The sequence below is a fragment of the Blautia difficilis genome, assembly GCF_014297245.1.
Taxonomy (GTDB): Bacteria; Bacillota; Clostridia; order Lachnospirales; family Lachnospiraceae; genus Blautia_A; species Blautia_A difficilis.
In genome coordinates, this window is record NZ_JACOQG010000018.1 from 1 (window position 1) to 18,207 (window position 18,207).

The following is an 18,207-nucleotide window of genomic DNA, read 5'->3' on the forward strand; positions in this document are numbered from 1 at the left end:
GCTCTGCCTTTTTAATATTTCCTGCTTCTTCAGGCTTGATCAGCTTTGGAACAAACTGTTTCTCATATTTTGCTCTAGTAAAGGCAAGTTATTAAATTTAAATAAATGTCTACCATCAAAACTAAAAATATCTTTTTTTACAAATTTTAACAGTACTATATAAACAAGTAAGAATATAATATATGAAATAAGTATAATTTCGGTGGTTTGTGGCGTAATCGTATACCAAGCAAACCGATCGGAATTATACATTGACTTTATACCTATAAAATCTAAAAATATTCTTGACAATAAAAATAAGAAGAATGAATATAAAAATAATGTACCTTCCCACAATGCACCTTTTTTATTAATTGATATTCCTAGCGCATACATAAAAATACCAAATAATATAATTTGTAACAAAGTAATATTTGAAAATCCTGTTGTCCCTATTTTAAAAGCGCTAATAATTAGAAGAAATACAGTTGCTATCAGCCAGGCATTACGCCCAACCTTTTCTATTCCGGAACTTTTTTTCATTTAATCAATCTCCACTACATACAATCCTCTATGACCTTCAAATACTCCATCGAAGCAGACTCTATCTCCCGCTCTATTCCATCGCGGATGAAGATCACATCTTGTATCATTATCATATTTAAATGGTGCAAATACCCTTGCAACCGTTTTAACATCACTATCATTTGGACCTGATGCTACTTTTACACTAGCAACTCTCGCTCTATCTGGATAAGTATCAAACAAAATCATACTTCCATCTGGAGAATAACTTGGATGCCCATCAGCATCAATTCCAGTCCAATAATGAGTGTATTCTTGGGTTCTATCTGTCATAAGATAGTAGCCTACACCATCATCTTTCTTATTTTCAAATCCGAAAACATGACCATCATCTTTCCAATAGCAATGACTTACCATGTCATCATCAGAAAGAACATACATATCAGTTCCATCAACATTACATGTTATCAGTCTTGTATATTTACGATGTCCATTGAACCAACGATACAGAACCATAAATCTCTTACCATTCGGGCTTAGCATAATATGATTAACTTTGTGAACCGAACCTTCTTCTTTCATTTCTTGTCTCGGTTCAAAATTAGCAAAATCTGTATATTTAAGAATTGGAGTAACTTCTCCACTTGTTAAATTCACACGCCAAATTGCAGTTGTATCAGGAAGCGCTACTCCTTCTGTTTTTTCTTTTTCATTATAGTAACCATATCCAGGTCTTAAATTATATAAACGACTAAAATCAAGAGTTAAAGCAAAAGTGCCATCAGCAGATACCGCGTACACTGGAGCTGGGATGACTTTTTCTTCACCACTCTCGATATTCAAAATTACAGAACAGTACTTATCATCTCTGAAATCATTATATAAAATCTTGCTTGAATAATCCGGCCCTATCCATTGAAGCATACAAGACTGTTGCACATTCCAAGCTCTAGTCTTAGCAAGAACTCTGACTTTATTATTTTCTTGTGTGTCAATAAGTAAAATTTCAGCTTCTTCCTTGGGACTAACATCGGACCAAGTGTTATTCGCTTTTAAACAAAGCATATATCTATCAGTAGCATCCCATGGTGATTTATCGTAATATCCAAAGAAATATTCGTGATTAGCATCATCTGGACTAACCCGAGTAATATTTCCTTCCGACTTAATCTTTGGACTAATTGTGTACATACCTAGTTGATAAGCTCTTTTAATCACTTTTTTTACACCAGGCATTCTGTTTAAGAACTGGTTAATACTTTGTTCTAAACCCATATTTAGTCCTCCTCACTTACTTTCTTAAAATTTTTGTATATACAAATCTTTGGAATCCTTCTGGCATGATGTAAACACCTAATTGCATTGCGGCAACCATTAAGAAATCAAAGAATGAATTAAACCCAATCTTGAATCCATGCCAACGAATATCAATTAACAACTTAGTATTAACCCAAGACTTTCTCTTTTTATATGTTCCTTCATCAAATCTGAACATCAATAAATACTCAGGAATATTTGCTGCAACACACTCATTGCTTAATAATTCAATCCAAAGAGCCGTATCTTGATTTTTTCTATAGTTTCCATACGGTCCATATTTCATAACCTTACTTTTTCTATACATTACAGTCGGATGATTAAAAGGATCTCTTTTTCTCGCATATTTATGAATAGATACATTATCTAAAGGCACATCTCTTTTTCCGACTACATTGTCAGGAGTTTCTACAAATTCTTTTACAGGACAACCAACAATGTCTAATTTAGGGTTTGTTTCAAACATTTTTAATTGTTTTTCAAATCTTTCTGGTAGGCAAATATCATCTGAGTCCATACGAGCAATTAACTCATATTTGCATTCTTTCAAACCTTCGTTTAGAGCCAGCCCCAATCCAACATTCTTTTCAAGTTGAACTTGTTTTATGATGTTTGGATGAGCTGCATCAACTCCATCAATAACCACTTGGATTGTAGCAGGAACAGGTCCATCTTTTACAAGAACCACCTCATCAGGTACTGCTGTTTGGTCCATAACACTATTTAAACTAATTCTAAAATATTCTGGATTATCACTTTTATATACTGTCATCAGTACACTGAACTTTTCCATCTCTCCAAATCTCTCCTAACACTCTTTTTCTCTATACTCTTTCCCACAAACAGTGAAGAAAGTCATAAACATTAATCTAATATCATTCCAGAAACTGAATTCTTTAATTCCTTTCAGGTTCCACTTCATCTTTTCCGGGAGCACATCTTCGATGTATACCTTATCTACATCATCCACTCCACTCAGAAGCTCATCCTCATCCTTAAAATAGATGCAGGTAAGATTCGTAACGCCTGCCGGTAACAGAAATGTGGCTTTCCATTCGTCTTTGTATGCATCCACATACTTCTTTACTTCCGGTCTTACACCTACGAAGGTCATGTCACCTTTAAGTACGTCAATCAACTGTGCGATCTCATCCAGGCGGCATTTTCTAACTACCTTACCTACTCTGGTAACACGGCTGTCGTTCTCAACGGTTACCAGACTTCCTTTTTTATCTGCCCCATCACACATGGATCTAAACTTATGAATCCTGAATGCTCTTCCATACTGTGTGTATCTTTCCTGCCGATAAAATACAGGGCCTCGACTGTCTAATTTGATTGCTATTGATAGAATAAGAATAATTGGAGAAAGCAGAAGTAATAATACTGAGGAAACTATGATATCGAATACTCTCTTAAGTGCCAGGCTGACTCTTTTTTTATCTAAAACATCATAGTACTCTCTTACCTCTTCTATCTGCATTTCTGATGGTAAATCTTCCCACTTCTTCATTACATATATTCCTTTACAATCTCAGTGAATTTTTCGATAACATACTCAATGTCTTCCTTTTCCATCAGTGTATGGTTTGGAAGCGTTATCAGGTTTGTATATCTCTGATGAGCATTCGGATAGTCCTTAATATCAAATCCCATATTCTTATAGGCTGTATGCATTGGAAGCGGCTTATAATGCACGTTTGTTGCTACACCTTCTTCTGCCATCTTTACGATGATTTCATTTCTCTGCTCAGCACTGATGCCAGGTATTCTTGTAAGATAAAGGTGTCCGGTGGATGTATATGTATCTGTATAGTGTGGAACAACTTCAATTCCTAATGGCTTAAATGCTGCATCATACATATCATTTGTTCTTCTACGCTCATTATCATCAATTTTAAATTTTAATTCCAACTCCCTACTCATTTTCATACCTCCCTCTCCTATGAAACATATTATTATTTATTAACACGTCAACGAGCCTATATCTTTCCTCTTTCGATTCCAGACACAGGCTCAAGTTAAACCTCCTTATCAGATTTTTATGTTCTTTAGGTTGGGCCAAGCAGAACATTCAAGAAGCACTCTCGACACCACTGGTTCCGACTCTCAAGTATCCAACTCTTATAAAAATCTCATAATAGGATTCAACTCAAGCCGCCCAAACCCTTGTAAAATCAAGGTTTTTCTCGGTTGTTCCTATTATCTCACTATCCCCTACAAAGCTCATATCTCCACTTAGCACATCAAGGACCTGTGGTAACTCATCTAACCGATAATCTCGAATTTTTGCTCCCACCTTAGTAATTCGAGAATCACCACCAACAGTTACAGCAGATCCAATTTGATCAGCATTATTAACCATAGTACGGAATTTGTGTATTCTAAATTTTTTGCCATATCTGGTCACACGCTCCTGACGGTAAAAAACAGGTCCTTTCGAATCCATTTTTATCATCACCGCAATAATCAGCATCGGTATAGCCATGAAAATCAACAGGATAACCCCCACTCCAATATCAAAAATCCGTTTCAGAACCAGACTTTCTTTCTTTCGTGATAAAATATCATAGTATACCTTTACCTCATCACATTTCATAAATTCAGGAAGGTCATCCCATTTTTTCAAAATCATTAACTGTTTCTCCTAATTATTTTCCAATATAGTTCTTTACAATTTCACAATAATTCTCAATTACATATTCCACTTCTTCGTCAGTCAATTTAGTATGAAGCGGCAGTGTAATTTCATTTTCAAATCTCTTATAAGCATTTGGATAATCTTTAATATCAAATCCAAGGTTCTTGTATGCAGTCATCATCGGCAATGGTTTATAATGTACATTACATGCAATTCCTTTTTCCGCCATTTTTACAATAATCTCATGTCTCTGTTCCAGAGTAATCCCCGGAATTCTTGTAATATAAAGATGACCTGATGACTGATGTTCATCTGCATAGTGATTCAGGACTTCAATTCCTAATGGCTTAAATGCATCATCATATCTTCCAATAATTTCTTTTCTTCTGGCAAGTAAGCCTTTATAACGCTTCATCTGTGCAAGACCAATTCCTGCAACAACATCTGTCATATTACATTTATACCATGGACCGACAATATCATATTCCCATGCACCAAGCTGAGTCTTAGCAAGAGCATCTTTTGACTGTCCGTGAAGGGAAAGCAACTGATATTTATGATATAATTCTTCATTATCAATTCCTTCAATGTCTTTCCATGTAGCAGCTCCACCTTCTGCAGTTGTAAAATTTTTCACTGCATGAAAACTAAAGTTACTAAAATCAGCAATACTTCCAACCTTTTTGCCACGCCACTCTGCTCCAAACGCATGAGCTGCATCAGTCATTACAATAATTCTTCCTATTGCTTTTTGAATATCGTTTGACGGACGGAACAGATGTTTCTTACTTTCAACTATAGAAAAGATTCTGTCATAATCGCATGGTACACCACCAAGATCAATAGGAATAATGACCTTAGTTTTTTCTGTAATTGCATCTGCAAGTTTCTCATAGTCCATTTCAAGGGAATCTTTTTGTGTATCGATTAATACAAGTTTTGCACCCACATGGCATACTACTGATGCACTTGCTGTATAGGTATAAGCGCAGGTAATTACTTCATCACCTTCTCCTACTCCTAAAACTCTCAGTGTCATTTCCGCACAGGCTGTCTGTGAATTCAAACATACTGCTCTGTTAACGCCACAAAAACCAGCAACTTCATGCTCTAATTCCTTTGTTTTCGGTCCGGTAGTAATCCAACCGGAACGAAGTGCTTCTGCGACCTGTTCAACCTCTGCATCTGTAATATCTGGTGGTGAAAATGGTATTTTCATTGTTCTCTGCCTCTCTTTAAATTTAATAATATATGCTCAAATGAATTAATGATTATTTTCAGTTGCTTTATTGAATAATTTCTTATACGTCTCCCCATGCAACCTCAAATCCTCTTCCGCCGCATGATAAGTAGGCACAATCTCTTCCACATATCTCCTAATCCCCGGCTCATTCCCATAAGCCACCACAGCCAGTTCTTCCAGCTGTTTCAGGAATACTTCCGTATCAAACGGAATCGGCTTCCCGATATGGATCAATTCATTCTCCGTCTTAGTCAGCCCTTCCTCAGCCATCAACTTCTCTTCATACAGCTTCTCCCCAGGTCTCAGCCCGGTATACTCCACCTTAATATCCACATCCGGTGTCATCCCCGACATCTTGATCAGGTTCCGCGCCAGTGTATCGATCTTCACCGGCGCTCCCATATCCAGCACAAAAATCTCTCCACCCTTTGCATAGGTTCCAGCCTGAAGCACCAAACTCACAGCCTCCGGAATGGTCATAAAGTACCGGATAATATCCGGATGGGTAACGGTCACAGGGCCGCCCTTTGCGATCTGTTTCTTAAACAGCGGGATCACAGACCCGTTGCTTCCCAGCACATTTCCAAACCGCACTGCCACAAACTCAGTTTTCAGTTTCCGTTCCCTTTTTTCCTCAGGAAACTCCCTGGTAACTGCCACTTCCTTCAGTGCTTCCTCGCTGTCCTCATAGTGGCTTCCCAGCAATGGAAGCAGATCTTCTCGTCCTGTTCTGCTGATCTTATCCATGGTCTGGATAACCATCTCGCAGAGACGCTTGCTCGCCCCCATAATATTGGTAGGATTCACAGCCTTATCTGTACTGATCAGTACAAAACGCTGACATTTATTTTTTAGGGCAGCATGTGCTGTCTTATAAGTTCCCATTACATTGTTCTTGATTGCCTCACAGGGGCTGGTCTCCATAAGGGGAACATGCTTATGTGCAGCTGCGTGATAAACAATGTCCGGTTTATAGGTTTCAAATACATCGTTGATCTTTCTGGTATCGCGCACAGAACCGATCAGTACCACCAGATCCAGATTCGGGTATTTGGAGCGGAGTTCCTGCTCAATGTCGTATGCATTGTTCTCATATACATCGAAGATCACCAGCCTCTTCGGTGCATGGGCTGCGATCTGGCGGCAGAGCTCGCTTCCGATAGATCCGCCTCCGCCGGTCACCAGAATGGTCTTTCCACTAATGTAGCGAAAAATCTCTTCCATATTTACCTTGATCGGGTCTCTTCCCAGGAGATCCTCCACTGCCACATCCTTCATCTTGCTGAGAGATACTTCTCCTGTGACAAACTGATAGACACCTGGCAGTATCTTCATCTCGCATTTGGTCTCTTTGCAGATGTTTAAGATATCTCTTTTCTCTGCGGCGCTTGCACTTGGGATGGCCAGAAGGATCTGGTCAATCTTATATTTCTTTGCATTTACCAGAATTTCATCCCTGCCCCCTACAATAGGTACGCTCTCCATATAACGCCCCCATTTGTTGGGATTGTCATCAATAATGCAGCAGACCTTTCCCTTTGGTTCTTTTGCACGTTCAATATCACGGAGAATGATCTGTCCTGCCTGACCTGCGCCGATCAGCATGATACGATGGAGCGGCCCTTCCTCTTCCTTCTGTCTCCGTGTCCTCTCCAAAAGGACAAAACGATAGGAAAAACGGATCCCTACGATCAGGCAGAACTGGATGATGGTTCCAAATAAGTAATAGGACATTGGCATCTGCTGTATGACAAGGGTAATCCCAACTGCCTGGAACAGAAAGGTGATCACCGTAGAAATGCCAACCCTGATAAGCTCACTATAGCTTGCAAAACGCCATACACTGTTGTACAAACGCAGCATCCAGAACACGAAAACAGAGAATACCGTATACCATGGTGTAAACTTCAGATAGGCAGACAGATATTCTCCGGGTATTGCTGAATATGTACAATCAAAACGAAACCACAGGCCAAGAAAATAGGCTGCATTTACAGCAATCACATCATAAATGACCAAGTAAAGGGAAATCACCTGCCAATGCTCCAGTTTTCTTCTCTTACAATTTTTCTTTTGATTCATAAATGTCATTTCTTAATCATATGGACAGCTTCACTCTGCCCTTTCCTCCCAAATAAATCTTTTTCCTTCTTCAATCAAAAATTAAAATAATCTCTTGTTATTAATCCTTAGTCAAAATCTCCAGCCCGCCATACATCTGAAGAAGTCCCTCTCCCGCCGGAACCTCCAGCCTTGCCAGTCTTTTATGCCGGTCAATTTTCCGTATCAGATCTTCCTTCCCCTGCAGCGGTCCCTGGGTAACGTGGGTCTGTCCCTGTCGGATATGTCCTTTTGACAGCGACATATGCTTCTCCTCCCCAAAGAGCTGCGCAAACAGTCCTTTCTGTTCCGAAGACAAACGAATCATACGGCTGTCAGGACATTTATCATGAAGTTCCTGTTCCAAAGTGTCCGGATCTTCGCTTTCCAGAAAGATAATATCCGGAAACGCAATCCCCTGTTCCACATGCCACTGCCCCTGATACCGTTTCATCCGATCATAGGTAGGCACAAAAGCATCCTCCAATGCACGGGCAGAGAGGCTTTGTCTGCAGATTCTGGCAAATTCTGTGGGGTTTTGTTCTCCACAGTCGCATAAGTACCAGATGACGATCACTCCTTTTTCGCAGATTTCGACAGAATTCGTAGAGTATTTTACTCTACGAATCTGGTTTCAGACTTTTTCAGTCCATTTCAACTCTCTTTATTTTATATACAGTAGCACAATTTGTCAATATTTCTGTGACGAATCTGTGAAATTCTTCTGTTTATGACAAAGTTTGTTAACAAACAGAGGGAGTTTTTATATGGTTTTTAATCTATCCCTGCAAAAATCATGACCAAAGTGGGCTGACTTGGGTGCTATTTGCCGTTGCAATTATGGTCACACAGCTGTCAGGCAACTATATTTAGACTTGTCGGACAGTTATGTTCCTATATTTTATCGAAAGGAGTTACATCATGTCAAGAAAAGGAGAAAATATCTACAAACGTAAAGATGGACGCTGGGAGGGCCGTTATATTAAAGCCAGGACTCCCCAGGGAAAAGCCGTCTACGGTTCTGTGTATGCTTCCACCTATAATGAGGTGCGCAAGAAAAGAAGCCAAGCAGTGGCAGACCTTGTTACAGATCCTTCGGTGCCGGATATAGTTCCTCTGCAGCCCCAGTCCTTTGCCAAGGTCTCTGGAGATTGGCTGGTATCCATACAGCCAAAAATCAAAGAATCTTCCTATATGAAGTATACCAATCTGCTCAATTCCTACCTGCTGCCTGAATTATCCCAGATCCTTATCTCAGAACTTACCTCCAATAAAATCCAGAAATGTTGTGACCATCTGCTCACCCACGGCGGAGCTGACAGAGAAGGGCTTTCTTCCAAAACCGTATCTGATATTCTGTCCCTGTTGAGAAATATTCTGCGGTTTGCCCAGGTGCAGGGTATGAGGCCGGCTGCTACAGGAAGGGAAATCGCAATCCGCCAGATCTCTCCGGATACAGTTGTACTGTCGCGGTCTTCCCAGGATATTCTGTGCAGATATCTTTACTCTCATATAAATGAGCGCAATCTGGGGATTCTGATCTGTCTTTTTACCGGACTGCGTATTGGTGAGATCTGTGCACTGCAGTGGGAGGATATTTCCCTGACAGAGGGCTTTATCTATGTCCATCAAACTATGCAGCGGCTTCAGACCAATGGTTCCGGGAATACCAAAACCACAGTAAAGATTTCTACTCCCAAAAGCAAATGTTCTATACGGACCATTCCTCTGCCGGAAAGCCTGGGACGGCTGATCGCCAGGGAATTTCCGGACAGGCAGGGGTTTGTGCTGGCCTACGGAGAAGAGAAATATGTGGAACCCAGAGTCATGCAGAATTATTTTCGCTATGTGCAGGAGCAGTGTGGTCTGGAGCCCGTGAATTTCCACGCGCTGCGTCATACCTTTGCTACCTGCTGTGTGGAGGTTGGCTTTGATGTAAAAAGCTTAAGTGAGATTCTGGGACATGCCAATGTAAATATTACCATGAATCGTTATGTCCATCCTTCCATGGAGCTGAAGCACCAGAATATGCAGAAGCTCTCCGGCCTTTTTGCCGTCAATTAATTCTGGTCAAAAGCCGTCAAAGGCCCCCGGAATTCCCTATTTATGGGAGTTCTGGGGGCCTTTTTTCGTAGAGTAAAATACTCCACGAATTTTCAGCACATTTTGGACTATATCCTAATAAAAGAAACAGCAGTTTACAGGCTATCTTGTCTGTTCACTACTGTTTCTTCTTTTGTGTATTCTTATTCAATTTTTTCTTTGGTTTATTCCACAGTCAGCCTTTCACCCGGAAGTCTCCCTTACCGTTCTGTTTCACTTCATACAGTGTTGCGTCCGCACTTCGGCACAGGGATACAAAGTCTTCACCCTGGTCAGGGTAGGCGGCGCCGCCGGCGCTGACGGAAAGCTCTGCCACTTCTCCTGTGGACAGGGTCAGCGGGGTAAGCCAGCTCTGGAATTCCTGCATATAGGCATAGGTTTCCTCTTGGGTGGCACCTTTCAGACAGACTACAAATTCATCGCCTCCGTAGCGGCCCAGGATGCTGTCTTCCGGGAAGCATTTTTTCATAATGCGGGCACAGTGCTTCAGGCACAGATCTCCGTTGCTGTGGCCGTAGGTGTCATTGTAGGTTTTGAAGTTGTCGATATCTATAAATATGAAATAACCGGTTGCCTTTTTCTTCAGCTCCTCTTCCACTGCATTCTGAAGAGCCCGGCGGTTCAGAAGCTCTGTAAGGGGGTCTATGGCAGACAGACCCATGTAAACCTTTTTGTCCTTTTTCTCCAGCAGCAGGATGGACAGCATGTAGATCAGAGTAATGGCTACCAGAATGCAGCCAAAGGTTCCTCCAAGCAGGGAGAACTGCTGAGTAATGTCGGAGATGTCTTTGTTTGCCAGCTCTACAATTACGTACCAGCCCGGCATGCTGGTAATGCTCCTGTAGGAGATGGTGGATTCCACACCCCGGATGGTGGCTGAGAACCTGCCGTCTTTTTTGCCGGAGCGCATGTCTCTGACCCACTGGCTGTAGGAATATCCGTCATTATACTGAAAATATCTCTGCTGGAGCAGCAGGTTGTTCCAGCTTCCCTCAAAGCTCTCAGTGCTGGAATTGCTGATACAGGTGACGAAATTCTCAGAGTCTGTCTTCAACAGATGGACACTGACCTTGCCGCGTAAAAGATCGTATACGCCAAACTGCCTCAGATTCTCGATTTTCACAGACACATAAATGGTGTGCAGCCAAGCAGAATCCGGCACAGGGACGAAGGTGGTGACGATCATACTTCCAGTTTCACTGGACTGGTAGGGATCGGAGTAAAAAAAATCCTCTGCCTCCATAGCCTGTTCGTCCAGCCCTTCCTGGCGGATATCTGCAGATGCATATTTACTTCCGTAGATCTCCCCATTCTCTCCGATCAGACCAATGCCACAGAATACCGTACTGTCCAGGTTTTTCTCCATGCGGGCAAGAACCTGAGACGGTGTTTTGTCCTCCATTGCCTGGGCTACTTTTACATTGTCCTGGGCATAGTTCTGAAGATATTCCATGGAATCATTCATTTTCTCTGCATAAAGCCCGGTGATCAGTTCCAGGTGCTGAGTGTTGTAGTCCCGGGCCATCCGGCTCAGTTGGAAATAAGCCAGAAGGATGATGAGCAGACAGAGACTCAGATATATGGCAAGATATAGCTTTCTTTTTTTGGTTTTCTTTCTTCTATCACTCATTCTGCTCATTCTCCAAAAGATAATCTCTGTCCACCAGGAGCACTCCGGTATCTATATATTTCTGTTCCGGCTTTTCTCCCCGGATCTGCTGATCCAGAGAAAGCATTCCCTTATATGCCATTTTCTCCTGTTTCTGCAGAAGGGTGATGCCATGATAATCCGGATCCCGGATCAGGCTGGCAGTCTCCTCTGCCAGGTCAAATCCTGCCATTACAATATCCTTTCTGGCTGCTCTCATCAGCACTGCTGCAATGCCCTTGGTGGAGGTGTTGTTACAGCCATACAACCCCTTGATATGTCTGTTGTTTCTGAGAAGCTCTGACACATCTGCCTGGGCATTCTCCATGTCTCCTCCATTCAGGCGGATGTCCTGGTTGATCGTCCATTTCTCAGGTGCATATTTTGCCCAGTATTCCAGGAAGCCTGAGACACGGTTGACCATTGCCTGGGAGGAGTCAGAGGACAGAAGGATTCCTACCTCCAGGGGGTCCTGGTCTGTGTTTCCCTGCTCTGAAAGCATGGAAAGCATTTCTCTGGCTGCTATCTGGCCTGCTTCCATATTTCCGGTCATATAGCAGGTGTCGTAGGCGTCACTGTTAATAGAGGAATCGATGAGTACCAGGGAAATATTCTGGTTTTTGATCTCCTGGCAGCTTTCTACCAGGGCATTGGAATTAGCAGGTGCCAGAAGGATTCCGTCTGCACCCTGCTGTTGGGCCTTTTCTATAAGGGAAATCTGTCCGGACACATCTGTCTCATTGTCAATGCCACCCAGATATACAGCCTCCTCTATCTGTTCTGCTGCCTCTGTAACTCCCTGGATCACCTTTTTCCAGTAGTCACCGTGGTAATTTTTCAGAATCACGTATATTTTCTCCCGGCTGCCCTGGTTGGCAATGCAGGTGTAATCAACCACCGCAGATTCATCGGTGTCTGAAGCTGCCTGGGTCCCAGTATCCTGCCCTGAATTGCCGGGCAATGCGCAGCCGCCCACCATTACCATGAATGCAAGCAGTCCTGAGGTCACAGGCAGAAATGCCTTTTTTATTCTTCGATTGTATATCTTTTGATTCTGTATTCTTTGGTTTTGTTTCCATTGTTTCTGGGTCATATAAGGTCTCCAACATATGAGCGTACTGTTTTTTACATGCTTTAGTATAAAGTATAGGCGTAAAATTACAGCCTTGCAAGTGTATATCTTTTCTTTTATGGGTATTATTTTTTTGTGGTTATTATTTTTTCAGGCAGAAGCAAAAACCTCCCGGAGGGAAAGCAACAGTTTGGAGGCTGCTGTTTTCCATTCGGAAGGTTTTTCTGTCTTCTATGCGATCCTGGCCTGTATTTCTGCGATCTGCTTCTGCATGTCGCTGTACATCTGTAAAAGCACGGAAGTCTTATCTGATTCCATTTTGCTGATTCTGTAATACTGGTTGAGTTCATCTATATTTCTCTGGATATCGTCCATTCTTTTGTCCATCCGCTCCTGCATACGATCCATCTCCCTCAGGATCATATTTTCAGAATTGGTGAACCTCTCATCCATCTTGGTATCGAATTCTTTCTGCATTCTAGTCTCGGAAGCAGTTATCTTATTGTCGACTTCTTTCAAGATTCGGGTTTCGGAGTGAGTTATTTTTTCATCTACTGTATTTATGATGTTCTGTTGAGATTTTTCGAACATTTTCTCTAATAGTTGTATGTCTTTCTGATCTAACATTTGACTCCTCCTTTCTTTGACTAAGTCAAGCGGATATTCGCAATCCGCTTCGCTACTTGCTCATAACCGAATAACTGCTCCGCAGTTTATCAGAAGGAGCTTGCACTCCTCCTGATACAAGCAAGTCCCCACCCACCGCTTATTGCTTTTCGCAATTGAAGCAGGGACTTACTTGATTCGGTAAAATTGTATCATATGCCAGTTATGAAGTCTATAAAAGAAATCTTAATAAACAATGAAAAATCTGGCAGCAGGAATGACTTGTCTACCGGAAGCTCTTCAGCCAGTTAACCAGGGAATCGTGCCAGATATTGTCTGCCACTGTTTTTCTCATCTGGTCGGTAACAGGACCATTGTTGGCCATTTTTCCCAGGATTGCTGTTTGAAGTTCCTCTACAGTCATTTCTTCCGGGGATTTGTTGGAATCTGTTTTTACAGGTTCCTTAGAAACTTCCTGAGAATTTTCTGTATGATTGTTTTCTGCTGGTGTGTTCTCAGAGTGTATCTCTGCAGTCTCACAGGCACAGGCAGTTTCTGCATTCTCCTGCACGGTGTCTAAGGTAGGAGTCACCTTTGTTGTCTCAAATTCAGCCTGACAGCCAGGTTTTTCTTCCTCTGTCTGTACTTTCACCGGCTCATATTCAGCTGCTGCATTTACAGGTACCCAGATTTCTCCGAAATTACCGCGGACTGTTACGTTGATCCGTCCATCCTGGACTTTGACATGCTGTCCTGTAAGTGTGCCTATATATTCAGAAGTGTTTCCGGCAGGTACATTCATGGAGGCATCATTGTCATCATTATTTACAGTGACGATCACAGAGACACCATCCAGTTTTCTGGCAAAGGCATACTGGCGGTTGGTAAGCTGAAGCTCTGTGTAGCTACCATAGCTTAATGCCGGTGTCTGCTGTCTGATTTTTCCAAGGGCTGCGATCAGTGCAGTACAGGGATTCATCTCCACTGCATCTGCATAATCTGCCAGGTTCAGTGCCGGACGCAGGCTGGCATCAGAAAACTGCTCCTTGCGGCCGTCAATGGCAAATTCTGAGCCATAATAAATGCTGGGGATTCCCGGCAGTGTATACAGAAGGATATGCACCGGAGCAAAATGGGCTTTATTTGTCAGCTTTGTGTGGATTCTCTCTACATCATGGTTGTCTACAAAATTGTAGAGATCCAGATTTCCCATATTCAGCAGATATTTCACTGTATGGGCAATCTCAAAATAATTGTGGTCATTGTGTCCGCTGTACAAGGCCTTGTGCAGGGCATAGTTGGTCACGCTGTGCAGAGTTTCCCCATTGACCCAGCGGCTGTAATCCCCGTGGATCACCTCTCCCATAAGCCAGAAATCTGCTTTGACCTCAGAGGCTGTCCTGCGGAGTGCTTTCATAAAATCAAAGTCCAGCACATCTGCTGCATCCAGACGGATTCCGTCCACATCAAACTCAGATACCCAGAAACGGACTACATCACAGATATAGTTCTGTACCTCCGGATTTCTCTGGTTTAATTTTGCCAGAAGGTTGTACCCTCCCCAGTTCTCATAGGAAAATCCATCATTATATTCCGTATTTCCGCAGAAATTCACATTGCAGTACCAGTTCACATATCTGGAATTCTCTCTGTTCTGCTGCATATCTTTGAATGCAAAGAAATCACGTCCTGTATGATTGAACACACCGTCAAAGATCACCCGGATTCCCTTCTCATGACAGGCAGCCACAAAATTCTTCAGGTCTTCATTGGTTCCCAGTCTGGAATCCAGCTTCTTGTAATCGGTAGTCTCATAGCCATGTCCCACACTCTCAAACAAAGGACCGATGTAGAGTGCCGTGCATCCGATTTCCTTAATATGGTCGATCCAGGGAAGTAAGGTATTCAGTCGATGGACAGGAGTGCCATAGTCGTTCTCCTTTGGCGCTCCGGTCAGTCCCAGTGGATAAATATGATAAAAGATTGCCTCGTTATACCAGCTCATATATTTTACACCTCTGTTTTTTATTTACGATGATTCCGGACAGATAACAATTTCTGTCAGACAGTAACGCATCTGTCATTTATAATAGCAGATTATCTGTCAAAATTCTACCCAAAAAAATTCTGTGTTGCTTATTCCTATTACTCAATATTTCAGGAATACACAAATTTCTTCAGCCGTGCTATAATGGTGGGGAAGCTTTACTTTGGAGGAAATGATTATGAGACATATAGATGAATTGCAGATTGCAGGCACAGCCGTTCTGCTGTGTGCGGCCATGTTTGGAGTTTCGGCAGTTGCGCCAAAGGACAGTAAGATGTCCAAGGGTGTGACCACCTTTACAGAAGCCCCGGAAACAGCTGCCGAGGCGGAAGCACAAGCCCAGGCTGAGGCAGAAGAAAATGGCTTTCCTATTTATACTCAGGAGAGCAATTATGATGATTCCGGCAGCACTGACTGGGATTATGACAGCGGATCCTACGAGGAGGATCCGGGAAATAATAATAACCAGGATAGTTCCGGAGATAGTTCTACAGACGGCTCCGGAGATGGTTCTGCAGACCAGGATTCTTCCGATAACGGAGATGGATCTGACAGCAGTGACAGTTCTGATAACAATGATAATTCTGATACTACCGATAATACCGGTGACGGGGATCAGATTGATTACCCGGATGAGTCCACGGATACCTCAGGGGATGACACCTCTGAAGATTTCTCCGGTCAGGATACCGTCCCCTCTGATCCGGGTCAGGAGTAAGCTTCTGAATGTATGTCCGTCAGGAGGTTCTGGTCAGAATCCCTCCTGGCGGCGTACTTTCCACAGATTGGCTCGCTTTTTCGCTGCTTCAAATTCGATCTGTTGGGTAACTCCCTCAATGATCAGTCCCGGTACTTCTACCGGATGTTGTTTCTCATCTGTACCCACCATAGTGAAATATGCACGGTTGATCATGGTACGGGTTCCGCTCAGATCTTCTCTGTAGGTATCAATCCGCACTTCCATGGAGGAGCGTCCTACATGTGTGAGCCGTCCGATCAGTACAATGGTATCATTTACCTGGGCTCCGGCTTTGAAATACATATTGTCTACTGCTACTGTCACTACGTTCATCTCTGCGTGGCGTTTGGCTACAATACCTGCAGTCTCATCGATCCAAGCCAGCAGCTGTCCGCCGAAAAGGTAACCTGCTGCATTGAGACATTTGGGCATCAGTAAGTGGGATTGTTCGGTCAACGAGTCCTCAACCCGTTTCATTTTACGTTCTGACATATTAATTCTTTGCACTCCTTTGTGATTTGATATCATAATATATAATTACTTTATTTATATCTTCCATTTGGCACATTAATTATATATACATTGGCAGGCATTTTCAACCGGATTTCACGAAACCTGTGAATTATCTTTATAAAAGAGGAAAACTTACTTGATTTGATTGAAATTGTATTTAAAAAAATACAATTGTTCTATTGCCTTTCTCACTGCGTTACGGTAAAATGTTAGATTAAGAATATATACATATATGAGGAGAGATATTATGGAAAAGCATGAAATGATGAGTCTGGAGGATTCCAGGCAGCTTAGGGACAAGATGAGATTCTTTGAGCATGAGCTTTTGGGAAATCATCATATTGATCCTAATTTATATGTAGAATACGATGTAAAAAGAGGTCTGCGTGATTCTGCAGGTAAGGGTGTTCTTACCGGTCTGACTGAAATTTCTGATGTAAATGGTTATAAGCTGGTCAATGGACGCCGGATTCCTGCAGACGGACAGCTTTTTTACCAGGGCATCAATGTACAGGATATTATCAATGGTCTGAACGGCAGACGTTATGGCTTTGAAGAGGTTATTTATCTGCTGATCTTCGGCAAGCTTCCCAACAGGGATGAGTTGGCCAGATTTTTCGATGTTATGGGAAACATGGAGGAGCTGGGCGGTCGTTTTGTCCGTGACGTGGTTATGAAGGGTACCAATGCCAATATTATGAATGCCATGCAGCGCTGTGTACTGGCCCTGTACACCTATGACGACAATCCGGAGGATATTTCTCCTGAAAATGTACTGCGTCAGTCTCTGGAGCTGATTGCCAAGCTTCCTGAGATTGCTGTTTATTCCTATCATGCATACCGTCATTTCCGTAAGGATGAGACTCTGTTTATCCGCAATCCACAGAGAGGTCTTTCCCTGGCTGAGAATATTCTGCTGATGCTGCGTCCGAATGGCCAGTATACAGAGCTGGAGGCTAAGGTTCTGGATATTGCACTGATTCTCCATGCTGAGCATGGCGGTGGTAATAACTCCACCTTTACTACTCATGTGGTAACCTCCTCAGGTACGGATACCTACTCTTCCACAGCTGCTTCCATTGGCTCCCTGAAGGGTCCCCGTCACGGTGGTGCCAACCTGAAGGTCCAGAATATGTTTGCTGACCTGAAGGCTCACGTACAGGACTGGGAGAATGAGGATGAGCTGGTTGATTATCTTCAGAAGATTCTGAATAAAGAAGCCTTTGACCATGCAGGACTGATCTATGGTATGGGTCATGCAGTCTATACTCTCTCTGACCCCCGTGAAGTGATCCTGAAGCGTTTTGCTAAGGCCTTGGCTGATGAAAAGGGCATGACCGAGGAGTTTGAGCTTTACAACAGAGTTGAGGGGCTGGCAGGCAAACTTATTATGGAACACAGAAAGATATTTAAAAATGTGTGCGCAAATGTAGACTTCTACAGTGGCTTTGTTTACAGTATGCTGGGAATCCCTCAGGAACTGTTTACACCGATTTTTGCCATTGCACGTATGCCTGGCTGGAGTGCCCACAGACTTGAGGAGCTTATAAGCGCCAACAAGATCATCCGTCCTGCTTATAAATATGTAGGAGAACATACGGACTTTATACCATTTGAGGAAAGATAACTGCTCTCTTCCAAATCTGAGGCTTAGAGCGTGTTTGAAAAATCTTT

General features: G+C 42.5%; 17 protein-coding genes. 3 read left to right on the forward strand and 14 right to left on the reverse strand.

The features are described from left to right. Positions 1-39 precede the first annotated feature (39 nt). The 9 genes from H8Z82_RS11080 to H8Z82_RS11120 all read right to left on the reverse strand — a co-directional run bounded on the left by H8Z82_RS11080 (position 40) and on the right by H8Z82_RS11120 (position 8,277). Positions 40-522, reverse strand: a complete 483-nt coding sequence (locus H8Z82_RS11080) for a hypothetical protein (RefSeq protein WP_186995143.1) — start codon at positions 520-522, stop codon at positions 40-42. Then, the gene (locus H8Z82_RS11085) at positions 523-1,779 is read right to left on the reverse strand and encodes a TolB-like translocation protein (RefSeq protein WP_186995144.1); all 1,257 of its coding nucleotides are present in this window, start codon (positions 1,777-1,779) and stop codon (positions 523-525) included. Between the two features lie 16 nt (positions 1,780-1,795). Beyond that, on the reverse strand, positions 1,796-2,614 hold the full coding sequence (locus H8Z82_RS11090) for a glycosyltransferase (RefSeq protein ID WP_186995145.1): 819 nt from the start codon (positions 2,612-2,614) through the stop codon (positions 1,796-1,798). A gap of 15 nt (positions 2,615-2,629) precedes the next feature. Continuing rightward, positions 2,630-3,334: a sugar transferase gene (locus tag H8Z82_RS11095; RefSeq protein WP_186995146.1), complete on the reverse strand. Its 705-nt coding sequence runs from the start codon at positions 3,332-3,334 to the stop codon at positions 2,630-2,632. Further along, on the reverse strand, positions 3,334-3,747 hold the full coding sequence (locus H8Z82_RS11100; protein WP_330607943.1) for a DegT/DnrJ/EryC1/StrS family aminotransferase: 414 nt from the start codon (positions 3,745-3,747) through the stop codon (positions 3,334-3,336). Before H8Z82_RS11100 ends, H8Z82_RS11095 begins: the two co-directional genes overlap by 1 nt. A 226-nt stretch (positions 3,748-3,973) precedes the next feature. Beyond that, positions 3,974-4,456 carry a sugar transferase gene (locus H8Z82_RS11105; protein WP_186995148.1) on the reverse strand — a complete coding sequence of 161 codons (483 nt, stop codon included), beginning with the start codon at positions 4,454-4,456 and terminating at the stop codon, positions 3,974-3,976. A gap of 16 nt (positions 4,457-4,472) precedes the next feature. Continuing rightward, a complete protein-coding gene (locus H8Z82_RS11110; RefSeq protein WP_186995149.1) occupies positions 4,473-5,681 on the reverse strand; it encodes a DegT/DnrJ/EryC1/StrS family aminotransferase in 1,209 nt (402 codons plus the stop codon). Positions 5,682-5,726: 45 nt separating this feature from the next. After that, a complete protein-coding gene (locus tag H8Z82_RS11115; protein WP_186995150.1) occupies positions 5,727-7,787 on the reverse strand; it encodes a polysaccharide biosynthesis protein in 2,061 nt (686 codons plus the stop codon). Positions 7,788-7,887: 100 nt separating this feature from the next. Further along, on the reverse strand, positions 7,888-8,277 hold the full coding sequence (locus H8Z82_RS11120) for a hypothetical protein (protein ID WP_186995151.1): 390 nt from the start codon (positions 8,275-8,277) through the stop codon (positions 7,888-7,890). Between the two features lie 449 nt (positions 8,278-8,726). Here H8Z82_RS11120 and H8Z82_RS11125 point away from each other — a divergent pair, with 449 nt between their 5' ends. Next, complete coding sequence (locus H8Z82_RS11125) at positions 8,727-9,869, forward strand: tyrosine-type recombinase/integrase (protein WP_186995152.1); 1,143 nt, start codon at positions 8,727-8,729, stop codon at positions 9,867-9,869. Positions 9,870-10,083: 214 nt separating this feature from the next. On the opposite strand, the gene H8Z82_RS11130 is transcribed toward H8Z82_RS11125, so the two are convergent. From H8Z82_RS11130 to H8Z82_RS11145, 4 genes are all read right to left on the reverse strand, one after another. Next, positions 10,084-11,538, reverse strand: a complete 1,455-nt coding sequence (locus H8Z82_RS11130; RefSeq protein ID WP_186995153.1) for a sensor domain-containing diguanylate cyclase — start codon at positions 11,536-11,538, stop codon at positions 10,084-10,086. Further along, positions 11,531-12,649, reverse strand: a complete 1,119-nt coding sequence (locus H8Z82_RS11135; RefSeq protein WP_186995154.1) for a substrate-binding domain-containing protein — start codon at positions 12,647-12,649, stop codon at positions 11,531-11,533. Before H8Z82_RS11135 ends, H8Z82_RS11130 begins: the two co-directional genes overlap by 8 nt. A gap of 210 nt (positions 12,650-12,859) precedes the next feature. Next, positions 12,860-13,255: a hypothetical protein gene (locus H8Z82_RS11140; RefSeq protein ID WP_186995155.1), complete on the reverse strand. Its 396-nt coding sequence runs from the start codon at positions 13,253-13,255 to the stop codon at positions 12,860-12,862. A gap of 265 nt (positions 13,256-13,520) precedes the next feature. After that, positions 13,521-15,239 carry an alpha-amylase family glycosyl hydrolase gene (locus H8Z82_RS11145; RefSeq protein ID WP_186995156.1) on the reverse strand — a complete coding sequence of 573 codons (1,719 nt, stop codon included), beginning with the start codon at positions 15,237-15,239 and terminating at the stop codon, positions 13,521-13,523. Between the two features lie 220 nt (positions 15,240-15,459). Here H8Z82_RS11145 and H8Z82_RS11150 point away from each other — a divergent pair, with 220 nt between their 5' ends. Further along, on the forward strand, positions 15,460-15,999 hold the full coding sequence (locus H8Z82_RS11150; RefSeq protein ID WP_186995157.1) for a hypothetical protein: 540 nt from the start codon (positions 15,460-15,462) through the stop codon (positions 15,997-15,999). 33 nt (positions 16,000-16,032) lie between these two features. Here H8Z82_RS11150 and H8Z82_RS11155 read toward each other — a convergent pair whose 3' ends face one another. Beyond that, on the reverse strand, positions 16,033-16,512 hold the full coding sequence (locus H8Z82_RS11155; RefSeq protein ID WP_019161551.1) for an acyl-CoA thioesterase: 480 nt from the start codon (positions 16,510-16,512) through the stop codon (positions 16,033-16,035). Between the two features lie 268 nt (positions 16,513-16,780). On the opposite strand from H8Z82_RS11155, the gene H8Z82_RS11160 reads away from it, so the two are divergent. Then, positions 16,781-18,160 (forward strand): citrate/2-methylcitrate synthase, encoded by a 1,380-nt coding sequence (locus H8Z82_RS11160; protein ID WP_019161550.1) that lies wholly within the window; start codon positions 16,781-16,783, stop codon positions 18,158-18,160. Positions 18,161-18,207 lie beyond the last annotated feature (47 nt).